Source organism: Streptomyces sp. NPDC045955, from assembly GCF_056430805.1.
This window is the reverse complement of sequence record NZ_JBWKKY010000013.1, coordinates 196560-212007: the sequence shown is the minus strand read 5'-3', so window position 1 is coordinate 212007 and position 15448 is coordinate 196560. Positions and strand designations below refer to the sequence as shown.

Annotated in this window: 16 protein-coding genes and 1 pseudogene; 5 read left to right on the top strand and 12 right to left on the bottom strand. The window is 71.2% G+C overall.

All coding sequences use genetic code 11. The features are described 5' to 3' along the window. The 4 genes from AC07F0_RS26815 to AC07F0_RS26800 all read right to left on the bottom strand — a co-directional run. Positions 1-634, bottom strand: a 634-nt coding sequence (locus AC07F0_RS26815) for a hypothetical protein (protein ID WP_478982535.1), incomplete at its 3' end; no start/stop codon positions are given. After that, the gene (locus AC07F0_RS26810) at positions 627-1361 is read right to left on the bottom strand and encodes a T4 family baseplate hub assembly chaperone (RefSeq protein ID WP_478982533.1); all 735 of its coding nucleotides are present in this window, start codon (positions 1359-1361) and stop codon (positions 627-629) included. The genes AC07F0_RS26815 and AC07F0_RS26810, both read right to left, overlap by 8 nt. A 128-nt stretch (positions 1362-1489) precedes the next feature. Beyond that, on the bottom strand, positions 1490-2014 hold the full coding sequence (locus AC07F0_RS26805) for a phage tail protein (protein WP_004003113.1): 525 nt from the start codon (positions 2012-2014) through the stop codon (positions 1490-1492). 35 nt (positions 2015-2049) lie between these two features. Beyond that, the gene (locus tag AC07F0_RS26800) at positions 2050-3915 is read right to left on the bottom strand and encodes a phage tail sheath subtilisin-like domain-containing protein (protein ID WP_478982531.1); all 1866 of its coding nucleotides are present in this window, start codon (positions 3913-3915) and stop codon (positions 2050-2052) included. 709 nt (positions 3916-4624) lie between these two features. Here AC07F0_RS26800 and AC07F0_RS26795 point away from each other — a divergent pair. Beyond that, positions 4625-5113: a hypothetical protein gene (locus tag AC07F0_RS26795; protein ID WP_436728580.1), complete on the top strand. Its 489-nt coding sequence runs from the start codon at positions 4625-4627 to the stop codon at positions 5111-5113. Here the strand turns inward: AC07F0_RS26795 and AC07F0_RS26790 are convergent. Beyond that, positions 5079-5381, bottom strand: a complete 303-nt coding sequence (locus AC07F0_RS26790) for a hypothetical protein (protein ID WP_478982529.1) — start codon at positions 5379-5381, stop codon at positions 5079-5081. The two genes, AC07F0_RS26795 and AC07F0_RS26790, sit on opposite strands and share 35 nt — an antisense overlap. A 301-nt stretch (positions 5382-5682) precedes the next feature. On the opposite strand from AC07F0_RS26790, the gene AC07F0_RS26785 reads away from it, so the two are divergent. Together AC07F0_RS26785 and adh are read left to right on the top strand one after the other, a co-directional pair. Next, complete coding sequence (locus AC07F0_RS26785; RefSeq protein WP_478982527.1) at positions 5683-6915, top strand: GAF domain-containing protein; 1233 nt, start codon at positions 5683-5685, stop codon at positions 6913-6915. A gap of 124 nt (positions 6916-7039) precedes the next feature. After that, a complete protein-coding gene (adh, locus tag AC07F0_RS26780) occupies positions 7040-8557 on the top strand; it encodes an aldehyde dehydrogenase (protein ID WP_478982525.1) in 1518 nt (505 codons plus the stop codon). Positions 8558-8647: 90 nt separating this feature from the next. Here the strand turns inward: adh and AC07F0_RS26775 are convergent, their stop codons facing one another. Both AC07F0_RS26775 and AC07F0_RS26770 read right to left on the bottom strand, forming a co-directional pair. Then, entirely contained in the window at positions 8648-8890 is a 243-nt protein-coding gene (locus AC07F0_RS26775) for an RraA family protein (RefSeq protein WP_478982523.1), read from the bottom strand. Then, positions 8871-9134: an RraA family protein gene (locus AC07F0_RS26770; protein WP_478982521.1), complete on the bottom strand. Its 264-nt coding sequence runs from the start codon at positions 9132-9134 to the stop codon at positions 8871-8873. Before AC07F0_RS26770 ends, AC07F0_RS26775 begins: the two co-directional genes overlap by 20 nt. Before the next feature lie 280 nt (positions 9135-9414). Between AC07F0_RS26770 and AC07F0_RS26765 the strand changes: the two are divergent. Then, positions 9415-9765, top strand: a pseudogene (locus AC07F0_RS26765) (aconitase family protein); the annotation flags it as partial. Between the two features lie 48 nt (positions 9766-9813). Here the strand turns inward: AC07F0_RS26765 and AC07F0_RS26760 are convergent. From AC07F0_RS26760 to AC07F0_RS26750, 3 genes are read right to left on the bottom strand one after another with little or no spacing between them, the layout of a single operon-like run. Then, entirely contained in the window at positions 9814-10521 is a 708-nt protein-coding gene (locus AC07F0_RS26760; RefSeq protein WP_478982519.1) for a B3/B4 domain-containing protein, read from the bottom strand. Positions 10522-10561: 40 nt separating this feature from the next. After that, positions 10562-11209: an FMN-binding negative transcriptional regulator gene (locus AC07F0_RS26755; RefSeq protein ID WP_478982517.1), complete on the bottom strand. Its 648-nt coding sequence runs from the start codon at positions 11207-11209 to the stop codon at positions 10562-10564. 46 nt (positions 11210-11255) lie between these two features. Beyond that, a complete protein-coding gene (locus AC07F0_RS26750; RefSeq protein ID WP_478982515.1) occupies positions 11256-12092 on the bottom strand; it encodes an EamA family transporter in 837 nt (278 codons plus the stop codon). Between the two features lie 116 nt (positions 12093-12208). Between AC07F0_RS26750 and AC07F0_RS26745 the strand changes: the two genes are divergently transcribed. Continuing rightward, positions 12209-12793: a helix-turn-helix domain-containing protein gene (locus AC07F0_RS26745; protein WP_478982513.1), complete on the top strand. Its 585-nt coding sequence runs from the start codon at positions 12209-12211 to the stop codon at positions 12791-12793. A gap of 146 nt (positions 12794-12939) precedes the next feature. On the opposite strand, the gene AC07F0_RS26740 is transcribed toward AC07F0_RS26745, so the two are convergent. Then, a complete protein-coding gene (locus AC07F0_RS26740; RefSeq protein ID WP_478982555.1) occupies positions 12940-13338 on the bottom strand; it encodes a hypothetical protein in 399 nt (132 codons plus the stop codon). Positions 13339-13841: 503 nt separating this feature from the next. Then, a complete protein-coding gene (locus AC07F0_RS26735) occupies positions 13842-15386 on the bottom strand; it encodes a diguanylate cyclase domain-containing protein (protein WP_478982511.1) in 1545 nt (514 codons plus the stop codon). Positions 15387-15448 lie beyond the last annotated feature (62 nt).

Below are 15448 nucleotides of genomic sequence, written 5' to 3'. Positions count from 1 at the left end.
TCCCCCTTGCCCCCTTTGCTTTTTGTGCGATCGGAGGCTTCTTACCCCCTCCCTCCTTGCGCCTTCCGTTGTTCCCCTCTTTTCCCCGGAGGGGGGGAGCGGCGGGGCCCCCCCCCCCCCCCACGGCGGTGGGGGGAGCGGCGTCCGCGCCAGGGGGGGTTGGCACGGACGCCGCGTTCGTGGGGCCCGCCCGCTCGGTACGGCCCCGGCCCGCCGCGCGGCGCGCGGTGTCGGGGACCGGCCGCGGCACGGGGCCCGTCGGTGTGACGGGGCGCAGCAGCGGTCCCTCGGGCTCGGCCGGCCGGGCGGGACGCGTCCCGGTCCCGGCCGGTGCGGGGGCCTGCTCGGTCCGTACGACCGTCCGCTCCCGTTCGGTGCGGACGACCTCGCGGGCCGCCGGACGTGCCAGGTCCGGCCGGGGGGCGGCGGCCGGGGCGGCGGCGGGCCACAGCGGCTCGGTGCCGTCCGGGTCGGGCGTACCGTCCCGCACCGCCTCGATCCGTTCGAACGGCCCGGCCAGCCGCGGCCGTACGCGCACCACGCCGGGGCGTTGCGCGGCGGGCGCCGCGTGCCGGGCGAGCAGCCGGTCGAGGAAGTCCGGCTCCGGGTGATCGTCCCCAGTGGACTCAGACATCCGCACACAGCTCCAGGTAGTAGCGGCGCCGCAGCGGGCTGAGCGCCAGGATCTCCGGCTCGCTCCAGCCGTAGGCGGTGGCGAGCAGATGGACGTCGAGCAGGAGGTCCCGGGCCCAGGCGTCCAGTTCGGTCCACAGGTAGGAGGCGATGTCCAGCTCGGCCCGGGTGGCCTCCCCGCACTCGGGGCAGGCGACGTTGAGCGTGACGTCGCCGCCGGGGTCCGCGGCCCCGGCCGCCTCGGCGATCCGGCGCTGCACGGCGACGGGCAGCGTGTCCGCGGACACGGGCTGCCCGTCGCGTACGGCGGTGACCACGCACCGGGCGAGCAGGGCTCGCCGCGGGTCGGTGTCCCGGGCCGCCGCCGTCAGGTCGGCGACGGCGGGCACCCGGAACTCGACCTCCCAGCCGTCCTCGGCGACCCGCACCAGCGGATCATCCCGGCCGGCCGGGGTGCGGGCGAACTCCCCGGCGTCCAGCTCGAACTCCATGTCCGCGCCGCACGCCGCGCACTCCAGGCGTACCTGCATGCGCTCGCCGAACAGGGCCCGGCGCAGGGCGAACAAGTCCGCCTCGCGCTGCCCCACCGGAAGCGACAGCAGGGCCTCCCGGTCGCCGCCCAGGTCCGGGCGGGCGGCCCCGTGCAGCAGCAGGGCCCGCCCGGCCGGGGCCCGGTCCAGTCCGGTCTCCCAGGTGGCCAGGAACTCGGCCGCCCGTGTGATGGCCATGCCTCCCCCAGTGCCTGTGTCTCAGCAGCTTCAGTACGTGCCCGAAGGGGCGCCGGGAACTGCGCGACAAGCCACGACGCACCCGCAGACGAACAACAACCCCACCGGCGGCGCTCCCCGCGCAGCGCTTACGCCGGGTTCAGGAACGAGGGCTCCTCCGGCTCGGGCACCTCGTAGTCCCGCTCCCAGCCCTCGCACTCGAGCTTCAGCGACTGGATGGCCACCGCGTTGGCGTTGGCGTCCAGTTCGCCGAGGACCTGGTACTCGCTGGGCCAGGTCCGGTACAGCTTGTGCGAGACGGCGACCTGGCCGGCCTCGTTGAGGACCTGGATCACGATGTCCTTGCGGAAGTCCGCGAGGGACACCTCGGAGCCGAGGCCCGCGCCGACCTGCCAGACCTTGTTGGCCCAGCGGTCGAACTCGGGGTCGTGCGTGACGCCGCGCTCCAGGGTGATGCCCTCGAACTCGGAGCGGCCCGGCGACTTGCGCGGGGACGAGGGGTCGCCGCCGTGCCGGTGCTTGACGACCTCGGTGGTCCGCTTCAGCGGACTGATCTTGCTGATGCCGGCGACCGTCCGACCGTCCCACAGGACCAGGAACTTGAAGTTCTTGTACGGGTCGAAGCGATGGGCGTTGACCGTGAACTCTGCCATCGAAAAATGTCCTCAAGGGTTCCTTGGAGCGTTCCTCAGAGCGAGAACTGCCCGGACGTCTGCTGGATCCTGACGACCACGAACTCGGCCGGGCGGACCGGCGCGATGCCGACGAGGACGTTGACGATGCCGTTCTCGATGTCCTCGGTGGTCGTGGTGTCGCTGTCGCACTTGACGAAGTAGGCCTCGCGCGGCGTGCCGCCCTTGAAGGCGCCCTGGCGGAAGAGGGTGTGCAGGTACGAGGAGGCGGCGAGCCGGATCTGCTGCCACAGGTTCTCGTCGTTGGGCTCGAACACCACCCACTGCAGGCCCCGCTGGAGGCTCTCCTCGACGTGCAGGGCGAGCCGCCGCACCGGCACGTACTTCCACTCGCTGTCGAGGGCGTCGGAGCCCTCCAGCGTGCGCGCTCCCCAGACCACCGGGCCGGTCACCGGGAAGGTGCGCAGGCAGTTGACGCCGAGCGGGTTGAGCAGGCCGGTCTCGCGGTCGGTGAGGTTGACCGTGAGCGAGTGCACACCGGCGAGCCGGGCCTCGGTGCCGGCCGGGGCCTTCCACACGCCGCGTTCGGAGTCCGTACGGGCGATGACGCCCGCGACGGCACCGGACGGCGGGAAGGAGCGCAGCCGGCCCGTGAGGGGGTCGGTGAGCTGGAGGTGCGGGAAGTACAGGCCGGCGTGGTTGCCGCGTACGGCGTCGAAGGCGGCGAGCCCGGCCCGGGCCGTGTCCACGCTGACCCAGGTGCCCGGCGCGTCGACCAGCAGGAAGATCCGCCTCTCCTGGCACAGCCGCTGGGCGGCCGAGACGACGGTGACGGCGTCCTCCGTCTTCTCGTAACCCGCGAGTTCGGGCAGCGCGAGGAGGTTGACGTCGGCGACGCCGCGCAGCGCCTGGATGCCGGACTTGTCGGCCTCGGAGCCGATGAGGTCGCGCGGTCCGGGCGCCTCGCCGTCCTCGCCGCCCTCCAGCGGGAAGACGGGCGGGTTGACCGAGGCCTCCAGGCCCAGGTCGTTGGCGCACTCGCCGAGGAAGCGGACGACGTCCTCGGGGTCGGTGGAGCCCGCGACGACCTGGACGCGCCGGCCGAAGGCGGTGACCTCGGCGCCCGCGAAGGCGTGCTTGCCGGGCGCGTCGGGCAGGGCGCGCAGCTTGCGCTCCAGCAGCAGCGCCAGTTCGGCGACGGAGCGCGGGGCCTCGCCGTCGCAGTCGGGGTCGTAGAGCGTGAACTCCCGCTCGACGTCGCCGATCTTGACGGTGAGGTCCACGGCGAGGTCGGGCAGTTCGTGCCCGAAGGGCTTGGAGACGGTGCCGGACGGGTCGGGCCGGCCCTCGCCGACGACCTCGACGCGGATCAGCCGGGAGCCGGCGTTGACGACGGTCTGCACGTACCGGCCGTGGGACGGGTCGGTGGACAGGCCGGTGTAGCTCTCGCGGGCCTCGCCCTTGGCGTCGTGGACGCGCAGGTTGAAGGTCTCGTCGGGGCGGGGCGTGTCGTAGTCGACGGCGACGCGCAGGCCGTTGCCCCACACGCCGGGTTCCCTGGCGTACACCTTGAGGACGTCGCACTCGCTGTGCCCCTCGGTGGACTCCAGCGTGACGCAGGCGGCCTGCCCGCTGCCGGCCCTGGCGACGCGGACGATCACGGCGACGGTGCCGCCGTTGCCGAAGAACTGGTGAACGGCGTAGCCGACGGCGCTCTGGGCGCTCAACCCCCCGAAGCGGCGCTCGAACTCGGTGAAGCTGGTGACGCGGACCGGCTCGTTCAGCGGACCGCGCCGGGTGTGGCCCACGAAGGCGGTCACCGAAGTGGTCAGGGTCGAGATGGTGCGGGTGCTGCTGGGAAGCTCTTCGACGTAGACACCGGGATACGTCGGCTTGGCGGCGCTCACTGCACTCATCGGCATTCCCCCTCCTAATCCCTGTCTCGGGCACCGGATGAAGGCACCAAGAGAGGTGAGGGAGAGACGTGCCGGCCATGCGCGAGGACTCGGTCCCCGCCCGTCGGCGGTGGACACGCGCACCTCATCAGTTCCCCCGTCGGTACCCGTGCGGTTCGGTCGCACGGGTCAAGCAGCGCGCTTGTGACTCCTGATGCTCAAGTGCTCAACCCACCTTGATGCGTTCGGAGTTGACCGAACAAGACGCGTTCTGGCCAGCACAGTGGAAGGTTCCGTGAAGGCAAAATTCCGCGATCCGCACATCACGCCCGCGCGCCCTCGTGGACTGGTCCACACCTCCTGCACAGCGGCGGTGATCGCCGGGCGGACAGCCTGCCTGGGAGACCCCGCATTTCCGGCACCCGCGTCTCATCCGCCCGGCGCGCTCCCCGGCTCCTCCCCCGGTCGTCCATCTTCCGATGGCCGGTTTCAGCGGGGCGGCGTGGACGCGTACGGAGTTGATCGATGCCTTACGGGATCCACCTTCGAGTGCCCCCTTTCGACCGGGACATGCCCGGCCCAAACGCCAGACCGCGCCACCCCTTCCAGCGCGTAGAAACATCTACGAGCATGGCCGGTGCCGGACCGGCACGCGGAGCCCGAGGCTGCGCGGGTCACCGGCTGGTGTCCAGCGTGCGCCCGTCGGGGGCGTCGGCCGACTGTGCCTGGGGTGGCCATGCAGAGCGTGATGTGGAAGCAAGCCGTCGAGTGGCTCGCCGCGGCCGCCAGGGACCCCCAGGAGTGCAAGCGGGAGTGGGACTACGGCACGGGGACCGTGCTCGTGGAGGCCGGGCGGTACTGGGACGTGCTCAGCGTCCCCGACCGGCTCGGTCTGCTCGCCCTGGACCATCTGTGGCGCGACCCCTTGCAGGTGCCCGGCCCCACCTTGGTGGACAGCGCGGCACGCAGAGTGGGCTTCTTCCTGCCACCCGACCCCGTCAGCGAGTGGGTCGGTTCCGGTGTCCGGCACGTCGGCCGGGGCTCCTGGGTCGCCGTGCCGCCGCCGTACCGGCCCGCCGGGCGCCTGGAATGGCTCGTCCCGCCGGACGGCACGGGCAGCCTGCACGCCCCCGGCAGGCTGGAGTCGGCTCTGCGGGAGGCCACCGAGGCCCTCGCCGTGCTGGCACCGGTCAGCGCGGAGCACGCGGTGGCCGACTGCTGGTGAGGCGCGCCCCGTCGGGGGCGGCTGTCAGCGGGTGCCGGCCGGCGGTCCATGTGGTGAGGGCGGCCCAGGTCTCGCTCGCGGACGGCGCCGCGAAGGAGACCCACTGGCCGTCACGGTGCTCCGGGACCTCGTTGCCCCTGGCCTGCCATTCGGCGACGAGCACCGCGTAGATGGGCGGATGCCCCCCGTATCCGGTGGTCAGTTCGGCGAACGACCGGGGAGCGGCGTCGTTCCCGACAGGGCGCCGCGCCGTCTCAGTACTGTCCATGCCCGGGCAACGCGACGCGGCGCACCGGTGGTACGCCGGCCGGGCCCGGTCCGTCGGGTCGAGTGAACCCGTCACCCGTATGGCGGCACGCGGGCACCGGACAAACATCCAGTCGGGCGGTCGCCCGTTCAGGGCGGGGTCGTTCCCGGGCCCTGCGCACTCCGGCGGTTCCACACATTCCGGCACTCTCCTCGACCCGGCCCCTCCGCATCCGGTAACACTGACCCCAGACCGAGGACCGGGCCGGCACCGTGCCCGGACCCGGTTCTCCCGGTACGACGTACGACGGCAGGGAGAGGCCATGTCACAGCGCCCTGACCTCCGGCAGCGCAGGGCCGTGCTGGAGCACGAGTGGTCCCGCTGGGTGCCGCGGCTGAGCGTCGCGGGCGCGCGGCCGGGCGGCAGCGCGGCGTTGCGCCACGAGGTGACCGAGTCCTGGGCGCGTTCCCTGAGCAGCGTCGACCCCGGGCGGGACAGCGCCCCGGTCACCGACGGCGGCCCCGTCCACCAGCGCTGGACGTCCTCACCGCTGTACCGGCCGGTCTCCGGCCTCGCCGGGGAACTGCGCAGCATCGCCGAGGACGCCGGGTTCGTCACGGCGGTCACCGACGAGTCCGGCACCATCCTGTGGACCTGCGGCGGCCCGGCCATGCGCCGCCGGGCCGAGCGCGTCAACTTCGCGCCGGGCGGCCGGTGGGACGAGCAGGCCATGGGCACCAACGCCCTGTCCCTCGCCCTGCGCACCGGCCGCCCCAGCTCCGTCTTCTCGGCCGAGCACCTGGTGTCGGCCCTGCACGGCTGGGTCTGCTACTGCGCCCCGGTCCACGGCGCGGACGGGCGCGTCCTCGGCGTACTGGACCTGTCGACCACCTGGGACCGCTCGCACCCCCTGGCCATGTCCACCGTACGCACGCTGGTGTCGACCATCGAGGCCCGCCTGACCACGGAACTGCCGCGTCCGGGACAGCTGCGGCTCACCTGCCTCGGCACGGAACACACCATGCCTGCCGCCCGGGAGGGACGCCCGCTCCCCCTGCGTCCGCGCCAGGTGGAGATCCTCACCCTGCTCGCGCTCGAACCCGACGGCTTCTCCCCGGAGCGGCTGCGCGCCGCCCTGTACGGCGACCGGCCGGTCACCGCGTCCACCTTCAAGGCGGAGATCTCCCACCTGCGCCGCGCCCTCGGCGGCGGTGTCTCGCCCCGCCGCTACGCCCTGACGATCCCGGTCTCCTGCGACGCCGCCGACGTCCTGCGCGCCCTGGAGCAGGGCGACACCGACACCGCGCTGCGCCTCTACGGCGGCCCGCTGCTCCCCCGCTCCGAGGCCCCCGGCATCGAGGAGTGGCGCACCCGCCTCGAAGTGGCCGTACGCGAGGCCGTCCTGGCGAGCACCCGCCCGGAACACGCCCTGCGCTACGGCGAACGGGCCCCGTACGACGCGGAGATCCACGAACACGCGCTGCACCTGCTCGGCCCGGACGACACCCGCCGCGCGATCGCGCGGGGCCGCCTGACCACGGCCCGGCGCGACTGACCGCATGTCACGGCGAACACGACGGTCACGGCACCAACCTTGCGCCAACCTCCCGGGAGCACAGTGAGGTCGTCACGACGGCGTGAGCCGTAACCCGCCCGTCATCTCACCGAGGAGAGCCGCCATGGTGTACGCGCAGCCCGGAACGGACGGCAGCATCGTCACCTTCGCCCGCCGCTACGACAACTTCATCGACGGCGACTTCAAAGCCCCCGTGGAGGGCCGCTACTTCGAGAACCCGACCCCCGTGACCGGCAAGGTCTTCTGCGAGGTCGCCCGCTCCTCCGCGGCCGACATCGACCTGGCCCTGGACGCCGCGCACCGGGCGGCCGACCAGTGGGGCCGTACGTCCCCCGCGGAACGGGCGCGCGTGCTCAACAGGATCGCGGACCGCATCGAGGAGAACCTGGAGAAGATCGCGGTCGCCGAGACCTGGGAGAACGGCAAGCCGGTGCGCGAGACGCTGGCCGCCGACATCCCGCTGGCCGTGGACCACTTCCGGTACTTCGCCGGCGTCGTCCGCGCACAGGAGGGCAGCATCGCGGAGATCGACGCCGACACCGTCGCGTACCACTTCCACGAACCGCTGGGCGTGGTCGGCCAGATCATCCCGTGGAACTTCCCGATCCTCATGGCCACGTGGAAGCTGGCCCCCGCGCTGGCCGCCGGCAACTGCGTCGTCATCAAGCCGGCCGAGCAGACCCCGGTCAGCCTGCTCTACGTCATGGAGCTGATCGCCGACCTGCTTCCGCCGGGCGTCGTCAACGTGGTCAACGGCTTCGGCGTGGAGGCGGGCAAGCCCCTGGCCTCCAGCCCGCGCGTGGCGAAGGTGGCGTTCACCGGCGAGACGACGACCGGCCGCCTGATCATGCAGTACGCGAGCGAGAACATCATCCCCGTCACGCTCGAACTGGGCGGCAAGAGCCCGAACATCTTCCTGCCCGACGTGATGACCGCCGACGACGACTTCCTGGACAAGGCGGTCGAGGGCTTCGTGATGTTCGCCCTCAACCAGGGCGAGGTCTGCACATGCCCGTCCCGCGCCCTGATCCCGTCGTCGATCTACGACGACTTCATGGCCCGCTGCGTCGAGCGCACCCGGGCCATCGTCGGTGGCGACCCGCTGGACCCGGCCACCATGCTGGGCGCGCAGGCGAGCAACGACCAGTACGAGAAGATCCTCTCCTACCTCGACATCGGCAGGAAGGAGGGCGCCGAACTGGTCACGGGCGGCAACCCCCGCGCGGTCCCGGGCCTGGAGGGCGGCTACTACATCGAACCGACGATCTTCCGCGGCACCAACGACATGCGGATCTTCCAGGAGGAGATCTTCGGCCCGGTGGTCTCGGTGACGACGTACGACTCCGTCGACGAGGCCCTGAAGATCGCCAACGACACCCTGTACGGCCTCGGCGCGGGCGTCTGGACCCGCGACGGCAACACCGCCTACCGTCTGGGCCGCGAGATCAAGGCGGGCCGGGTGTGGACCAACTGCTACCACGCGTACCCGGCCCACGCGGCGTTCGGCGGCTACAAGAAGTCCGGCATCGGGCGCGAGACGCACAAGATGATGCTCGACCATTACCAGCAGACGAAGAACCTGCTGGTGTCGTATTCGCCGAAGAGGCTGGGCTTCTTCTAGACGCCGAAAATGGGCGCCTGACCAGGGCAAATATTCGAGATGGTCAACGAGGCGTGACCTGGGCGGGCGGCACAGTGGACTCCACCGGTGTCAGGTGCGCGGCAGCAGGACGACTCCGTCGCGGTCCCAGTGCAGGATGTCACCGGGTGTGAACGTGACGCCGCCGAACGACACGGGTCCGTCGACGACGCCCGCGCCGGCTTTCCCGCTCTTGCGAGGGCTGGTGCCCAGGGCGTGGATGCCTATCTCCAGGCCGGCGAGGAGGGCGCGGCCGCGGACGGCCCCGTACACGACGACGCCGGCCCATCCGTTGTCACGCGCCCGCTCGGCCATCAGATCGCCGAGCGGGCGCGGCGTGCAGCGAGGCTCCGCCGTCGACAACCGCGACACAGCCCTTCCCGGGTGTACGGAGCAATTCGTGCAGCAGGGCGTTGTCGCCGGGACAGGAGATGGTGCGGACCGGGCCGGCGAAGGAGTGCACTGCCTCGTAGGAAGTGAACTGCACCTCGCAGACTGGCAGTTGGTCGCCGCGCTCGTCGGCGAGGTCGGCGGTGGCAACGGGGGACGTCCTGTGCATCGCGACTCCAAGGTGTTGTGTCGAGGTCCACAGCGAGGTGCGCCGGACCTCGGCGAGGGCGCAAAGGGACCGGGCGTGGGACGAGCATCGAGAAGGAGACGCACCCGAAATCCAGGAAGGCGCTCGCCCGTTCCTGCCTCGGCCGGTGATGGCACCGCTGACTGTCGCCAGGACCCAGTCAGGTTCCGTCGGCGGCGTCGGCGTGGCCGAGGCGCCACACCGCTGTCGCTCCGAGGCTGGTGTCGATGTGCTTGCGCATGATCTCCGCCGCGCCGGCGCTCCCCCCGGCACCGGGATCATGCACCAGGTCAACGTGGAGCACCTCGCCCGCGTGGTCATGGTCGAGGACGGTCTCGCGTTCCCGGACGCGTGCCTCGGCACCGACTCGCGCACCACCATGGTCAACGGATTCGGCGTACTGGGCTGGGGCATCGGAGGCATCGAGGCCGAGGCGGCGATGCTCGGCCAGTCCATGTCCGCCCTCGTCCCGGACGTCGTCGGCGTACACCTCACCGGCGAACTTGCCGCCGGCGCCACGGCCACCGACCTGGTGCTCACCCTCACCGAACTGCCGCGGGCCCACGGAGTCATCGGCAGGTTCGTCGAGTTCGACGGCACCGGTGTCTCCGCGGACGGGGGGCTATGCGGGGTAGAGGGTCCATCGGCCGGGGAGGAAGTATCAGGCCGCGGCCTGGGGTTGTGCCGGGCTGAGGTAGTGCACGGCGGTCTGCTTGGCGTGCGGTGCGAGCAGGCCCTGCAGCTCGTCCGCTGCGGTTGTGAGGAGGTCGCCGTCTCGGTCGGCGTGGAGGGTTTCGAGGACGAATGCGACGTGGGTGGAATCCTCGGTGACGCGGGTGCGGTGGGCGTCGCGGTGGTTCCAGTGGCGGGTCAGGACGTCGGTGGTGTCGGCGTAGATGATTTCGCCGGGCTTGGGGTTCTCGATGGTGTCGGGTTCGCCGAGCGGGGTGAACGACTCGGTGCCGTCCGCGTAGCGGATGTCGACGTCGCCGGTGACGTGGTCGAGGTCGAAGGCTCCGGCGGGCAGTCCGTGGCGAACGGAGACGGCGTTGTAGGAGTCGACGGCCGGGTTGATGCGCGGGAGGCTGCCCTTCTTCGCGAGGCGGCGGCCGAGCGCGTCGACGCTGGGGCGGATGCGGCGCGGGTTGGTGCCGAAGGAACGGTAGGCGGTGTGCCATGCCTCGATGCGGGGGTCGGTCTCGTCCGCGGGCTGCCAGGTCCCGTCGGCGAGCTGCTGCTCCAGTTCCTCCAGCGCGGTGACGGTGTGGGGCCAGGGTTCGTGGCCGCGCAGTCCGGTGGCGGTGACCACGGCGATGAGGGTGGCGGGGAAGGCGTCGGCGACGGCGGGGGCGAGGCGGAAGGCGGTCATGGGTGACGGTTCCGTTTCCTGCGTGTGGAGTGGAGGGGGGTCAGGGCTTCCAGGGGCCGATGCGGTCCAGGCGGCGGAGCTGCTGGCGCGCGGTGGGCACGTCCAGGCCCTCGCCGCGGTCGGCGAGGCGGTCGGCGACGGAGGTGCGGTGCTCGACGGGCTTGTGGTCGTCGTACTTGAACTTGGCCACCACGTGGGCGACTTCCAGGCGCAGGCCACGGATGCCGGACAGCATCCGGCCGTACGGCGGCTGGTCGACGGCGACGGGGGCGTGGTCGCCGTCGGGCTGGAAGTGGGCGAGCTGGCGGCGCAGCAGCTCGGCCTTGGCTTCCGGGTCGTCCACGATGGTGGCGTGGCAGGTGAACTGGACGGCTGCGTAGTAGCTGGTGGGTACGCCATCCGTGGCCGGGATGCCGGGCTTGGCACGCCAGGGGCCGGGAATGAAGGCGTAATCGCCGATGACGCTGAAGATCACGTGCGGGTCGTGCTCGATCGCCTTCCAGACCGGGTTGGGCCGGGCGAGGTGGATCAGCAGATGGTTGCCGTCGCCGGTGAAGTGGGTGGGGACGACGACGGGCGGATGACCGGGCAGGCCGTTGACACTCAGCTGACCGAAGTCGTGGCCTTCGGCGATCCAGGCCCGCCATTCTGCTTCGTCCAGGCTTGCGTCCCAAGGCTGTATGAACATGCTGGGTTCCTTGCGTGGTGGCGGCGTGGTGGAGCGGGGGACCCGCTCAGGTCACGGCGAGAAGGCTGACGGCCACGGCGGCGGTGCCCAGGCCGACGAGCTGGCCGCGGTGGATGCGTTCGGCGAGGACCCCGCGGGCGAGCAGGACCGTGCCGGCCGGGTAGAGGGCGACGATCACCGCGACGACGGTGAGGTCCCCGCTGCGGGCGGCGAACAGGAACAACAGGTTCGCCACGGAGTCCAGCACACCCGCGGCGGCCGACATCGCGTACGCGGGCCGCTCGGTTCCCAGCCTGCGGTGCAGCAGACCCGCCGCGGCCAGGGTGACGGCCGAGGAGACGGCTCGACCGATGATCAGAGGGGCCACTCCACTGTCGGACGGTGCCTGGTGCAGGAAGATCAGCTGAAGGGCGATGGCGGCGCCGGCGCCGGACGCCAGCAGCAACGCCGTGCGGGAGGGGCGTGCCGAGCCCGCGCCGTGTCCCGCGCTGACCAGCACCACCGCGAACAGCGCCAACGGCAGCCCTACCAGTGCGGCGGCACCGAGGTGCTCGCCCTGGAGCAGGCCGACACCCACGGGCAGGGCGGCGGAGACCAGCGCGGTGACGGGCGAGAGCACGTTCATCGGGCCGATCGCGAGTGTGCGGTAGAGCAGGGCGAACGCGGCGGCCGACGCGAGCCCGGAGGCGGCACCCCAGCCGAGGGCCGATGTACTGAACGACGCGCCCAGCACCGGCCACAGCAGCAGCTCGGCCGCGAGGCTGGCCGGAGCCGCGACCATCACGGTGCGCAGGACATGGGCCTTACGGGCGCCCATGCCTCCGAGGAAGTCGGCGCAACCGTAGGCGAGTGAGCTGCCCAGGGCCAGCAGCAGAGCGATCACAGCACATCCCTTACTATCAATGGAACGGCCATACGGTACAACGAAACGACCAGCGGGTGTCAACCAAACGACCGTGCGGTGCATCGAGCTGGTCCACTGACGAGGACGGTGATCACGTGGCCGAGACAGCCACGGCGCTGCGGACGGTCGCGCACAACGTCCGGGCGGCCCGGGTCCGCGCGGGCCTGTCCCTGGAAGAACTCAGCCGACGGGCCCAAGTCAGCAAGGGGGCCCTGGTGGCCCTGGAGAAGGCGCAGGGCAACCCCAATCTGGCCACCCTGGTCCGGCTGGCCGACACCCTCGGCATCTCGGTGTCCGCCCTGATGCAGGGACCGCACGAGGGCCGGGTCCGGATCGTGGCCGCCGACGCCGTGGCCCCGCTGTGGACAGGCGAGTCGGGCGGCGAGGCCCGGCTCATGCTGACGACCTCCGGCCCGGCCCCGGTCGAGGTCTGGCGTTGGCGGCTGGAGCCGGGTGAGGAGTACCCGAGCCATCCCCACCAGGCCGGGGTCGTGGAGACCGTCAGCGTCACCGCCGGCCGGATGACCCTGGTCGTCGACGGCACCGAGCACACTCTCGAGGCCGGACAGACCGCCAGCTTCGACGGCGACACCGCGCATACCTACCGCGGATCCGGGAACGAGACCTGTCACCTGATCATGACGGTCCAGCTGCCGCCCGGCCCAGCCGCCGCACCCTGATCCATGACGGACGAAGTCCTCGCCGGTCCGGCACACGATGCGCAGTGCCGGTGCCGACGGCACCGGAGGACGGGATCTTGGACAGGGGCCCAAGCAGTTTGCCTACGCCCGCCCGGCGGCGCCGTACCGCGGGGGAACCTCATCCGTCACGACGGTTCCCGTCCCGCCTCGCCGACGGGGTCACCGCTCCCGGATGCCGTATGCGTGGTGCACAAGGCACGGGCCGGCGGGCCGGCGTGAGGGCCGCCTCCAGCCTCACGGAGCTGCCGGTGACCGTCCCCGGCCCCGGCGAAGCCGACCTGTCGCGCTCCGGATCGCACTCCGGCCGAGGGATGCCAGCCCAGCCGGCGGGACACGGCCAGACCGGAGGCGATGACCGCCGGTCGTATGGCGCGCAGATCGACCGATCCGGCGCAGCCCGCAGGTCCAAGGCCGCGGTGCCGGCCTCCCGCGATGTCCCACAGGGCCTGGTCGATGCCGGCCAGGGCGCTGCTCAGCACGACACCGCCGCGGTAGCAGGAGGGCCGGGTCGATGGGCTGCTCATCGCCTCGGCGCGCCCCGGTCATCGGTTGAGGAAGACGTGCGGGACCGGACTGCGCCGCAGGGCGTCCACCAGGGGCACTTAACGTTCGCCGAAGTTTCAGTCAACCGGTTTCCCCAGACGGAAAAAAGCCGTAGATCTGGGCAGAGCCATAGAAACCGGGTGAGGACGGTGTTCAGCGCGGCCTGGACCGCGCCCCAGGCCGTGGGCTTGCTGGCCCTGATCGGGGCGCGCAGCATGGGGACTTCCCCCCGGCCACGTCACCGGAGTTGGCCGCTGAGGTCGGCGAGCTTGGCGGCGGTGTCCAGGGCCAGGTAGCACCAGCAGATGTCCAGGACGCGGGCCTCGATGTTCGCAGTCCTCCCAGTCCTGGTCCTCCGCAGGGTGGTTGACCGCCGGGTAGGCGACGGTGACGGCGTTCGGCGTTGCCGGTGTAGCGGTAGTACGTCCAGAACGACCACACCGACGCCGGCATCTGGACGGGCAGTTCGGCGGTCCAGATCGCGCTATGGGGGTTCGAAGAACGCGGCCCGGTTCTTGCCTGCGGTTTTGGCTCGGTACAGGGCGACGTCAGCGTCCCGCAGAGCTTCTGCCGACGTGGTCGGCCTGGTGATGCTCCGTGCTCCGATGCTCGTCGTCACGTTTACCGAATGGCCATGGTCGAGGATGAAGGAGTCTTTGAAGGAGTCGAGGATCCGCATGGCGTAGTCGTACAGCGTGCCCGCGTCCACGCCTTCCACGAGGAGTGCGAATTCGTCCCCGCCGAGCCTGGCCACGATGTCCTGCTCGCGGACCCTGCTCGTCAGCGGCCCTGCGACGTCGACGAGCAGTTCGTCGCCGGCCGGGTGCCCCAGCGTGTCGTTGACGTCCTTGAAGCCGTCGAGATCGAGCATCAGCAATCCGGCGGGGAAAGAGGCGGAGCACCGGCTGAGAGCGGACTGCATACGCGCGTCCAACAGCGCTCGATTGGCCAGACCCGTCAACGGGTCGTGGGTGGCCTGATGGCTCAGCTGCTTCTGGAGCTCTTCCTGCTCCCGCAGTGACGCTGCGAGGTCCTGGGCCTGCGTCCGCGCTTCGGTGGCCATGGTCTGGGCATAGTGGGCCAGGAACGCGATGCGCAGCACCAACAGCAACGAAAGCGTCGCCAGCATGCCGACGATCACCGTGACATTCACGGGCTGGTCCCGGATGCCCCCGACGTTGGCCAGCACGATGAACGGCCCCACCAGGATGAGCGCGATCAGGACCGACAGTCGCTTCCGAGGCATTTTCTCCCTGCCGTCCGACAGTTGTACCGGCCGGCCGACGGATGGGTGCAGCGCCGCGGCCCCCAGCATGAGGGACGAGACCATCCACCCCACTTCGGAAACGTCCTCCCCGATCGCGGTCCCGGTCGTCGCCAGCGTTCCGTAGTAGAGGCCGTCGGCGGCGAGGAGGACCAGCAGCCATCCGACGCACAGAAGAAACGACGGTGTGCGCTTGCCGGTGGTGAGCATCAGCCGCGCGGCCACGGACAACAGCACCAGGTCGGCGACGGGATAGGCGATGGACACCGCGAGCGGCCACGCGGACAGCTCGCTGCGCACGTAGGGGGCGATGATGAACGCCCACGACAGAATGCCGAATCCCAGCGTCACGATTCCCGCGTCCAGCAGCCCCGCCCAGTGCAGGCGGCCTGACTGCTGCCGGGCCAACGTCACCAGGCCCGCGGCGAACAACAGGTAGCTGCCCAGGTAGAGCGTGTCGGCCCAACCCGGAAACGGAACCTCTGCGTCGCGGACCTGGTACATGCCCCAGATCGCGTCCGCCGCCGTGTACGGTGCCATGCCCGCCGCGAAGAGACACCACGGAAGGATCGATGGTGGCCTGTTCCTGGTCATTCCCCCTGCGATCGCGAAGACGACCGAGGCGGCTACCAGCACGGGCAGCATGTAACGGGCTGTGGCGGAGGTGACCAGATAGATGGCGATGACCGCGGTCCCTGCTGCCGCATACGCCCAGGTCGCCACAGCACCACGGTGAGCGGGCGACAGGACCTGAACCTTGCCCACAGGTTCTCCCTTTCTCCTCCGGCCTGTACGCACCGGGCGGCGGCATGCGAGCTGCGGCATGC

Coding starts and splice junctions, on each gene's coding strand:
- AC07F0_RS26755 (WP_478982517.1), bottom strand. CDS start 11,209: ATGTTCATACAGCCTTGGGACGCAAGCCTGGACGAAGCAGAATGGCGG.
- AC07F0_RS26785 (WP_478982527.1), top strand. CDS start 5,683: ATGTCACAGCGCCCTGACCTCCGGCAGCGCAGGGCCGTGCTGGAGCAC.
- adh (WP_478982525.1), top strand. CDS start 7,040: ATGGTGTACGCGCAGCCCGGAACGGACGGCAGCATCGTCACCTTCGCC.
- AC07F0_RS26770 (WP_478982521.1), bottom strand. CDS start 9,134: ATGCACAGGACGTCCCCCGTTGCCACCGCCGACCTCGCCGACGAGCGC.
- AC07F0_RS26795 (WP_436728580.1), top strand. CDS start 4,625: ATGCAGAGCGTGATGTGGAAGCAAGCCGTCGAGTGGCTCGCCGCGGCC.
- AC07F0_RS26760 (WP_478982519.1), bottom strand. CDS start 10,521: ATGACCGCCTTCCGCCTCGCCCCCGCCGTCGCCGACGCCTTCCCCGCC.
- AC07F0_RS26740 (WP_478982555.1), bottom strand. CDS start 13,338: ATGAGCAGCCCATCGACCCGGCCCTCCTGCTACCGCGGCGGTGTCGTG.
- AC07F0_RS26800 (WP_478982531.1), bottom strand. CDS start 3,915: ATGCCGATGAGTGCAGTGAGCGCCGCCAAGCCGACGTATCCCGGTGTC.
- AC07F0_RS26775 (WP_478982523.1), bottom strand. CDS start 8,890: ATGGCCGAGCGGGCGCGTGACAACGGATGGGCCGGCGTCGTCGTGTAC.
- AC07F0_RS26790 (WP_478982529.1), bottom strand. CDS start 5,381: ATGGACAGTACTGAGACGGCGCGGCGCCCTGTCGGGAACGACGCCGCT.
- AC07F0_RS26805 (WP_004003113.1), bottom strand. CDS start 2,014: ATGGCAGAGTTCACGGTCAACGCCCATCGCTTCGACCCGTACAAGAAC.
- AC07F0_RS26810 (WP_478982533.1), bottom strand. CDS start 1,361: ATGGCCATCACACGGGCGGCCGAGTTCCTGGCCACCTGGGAGACCGGA.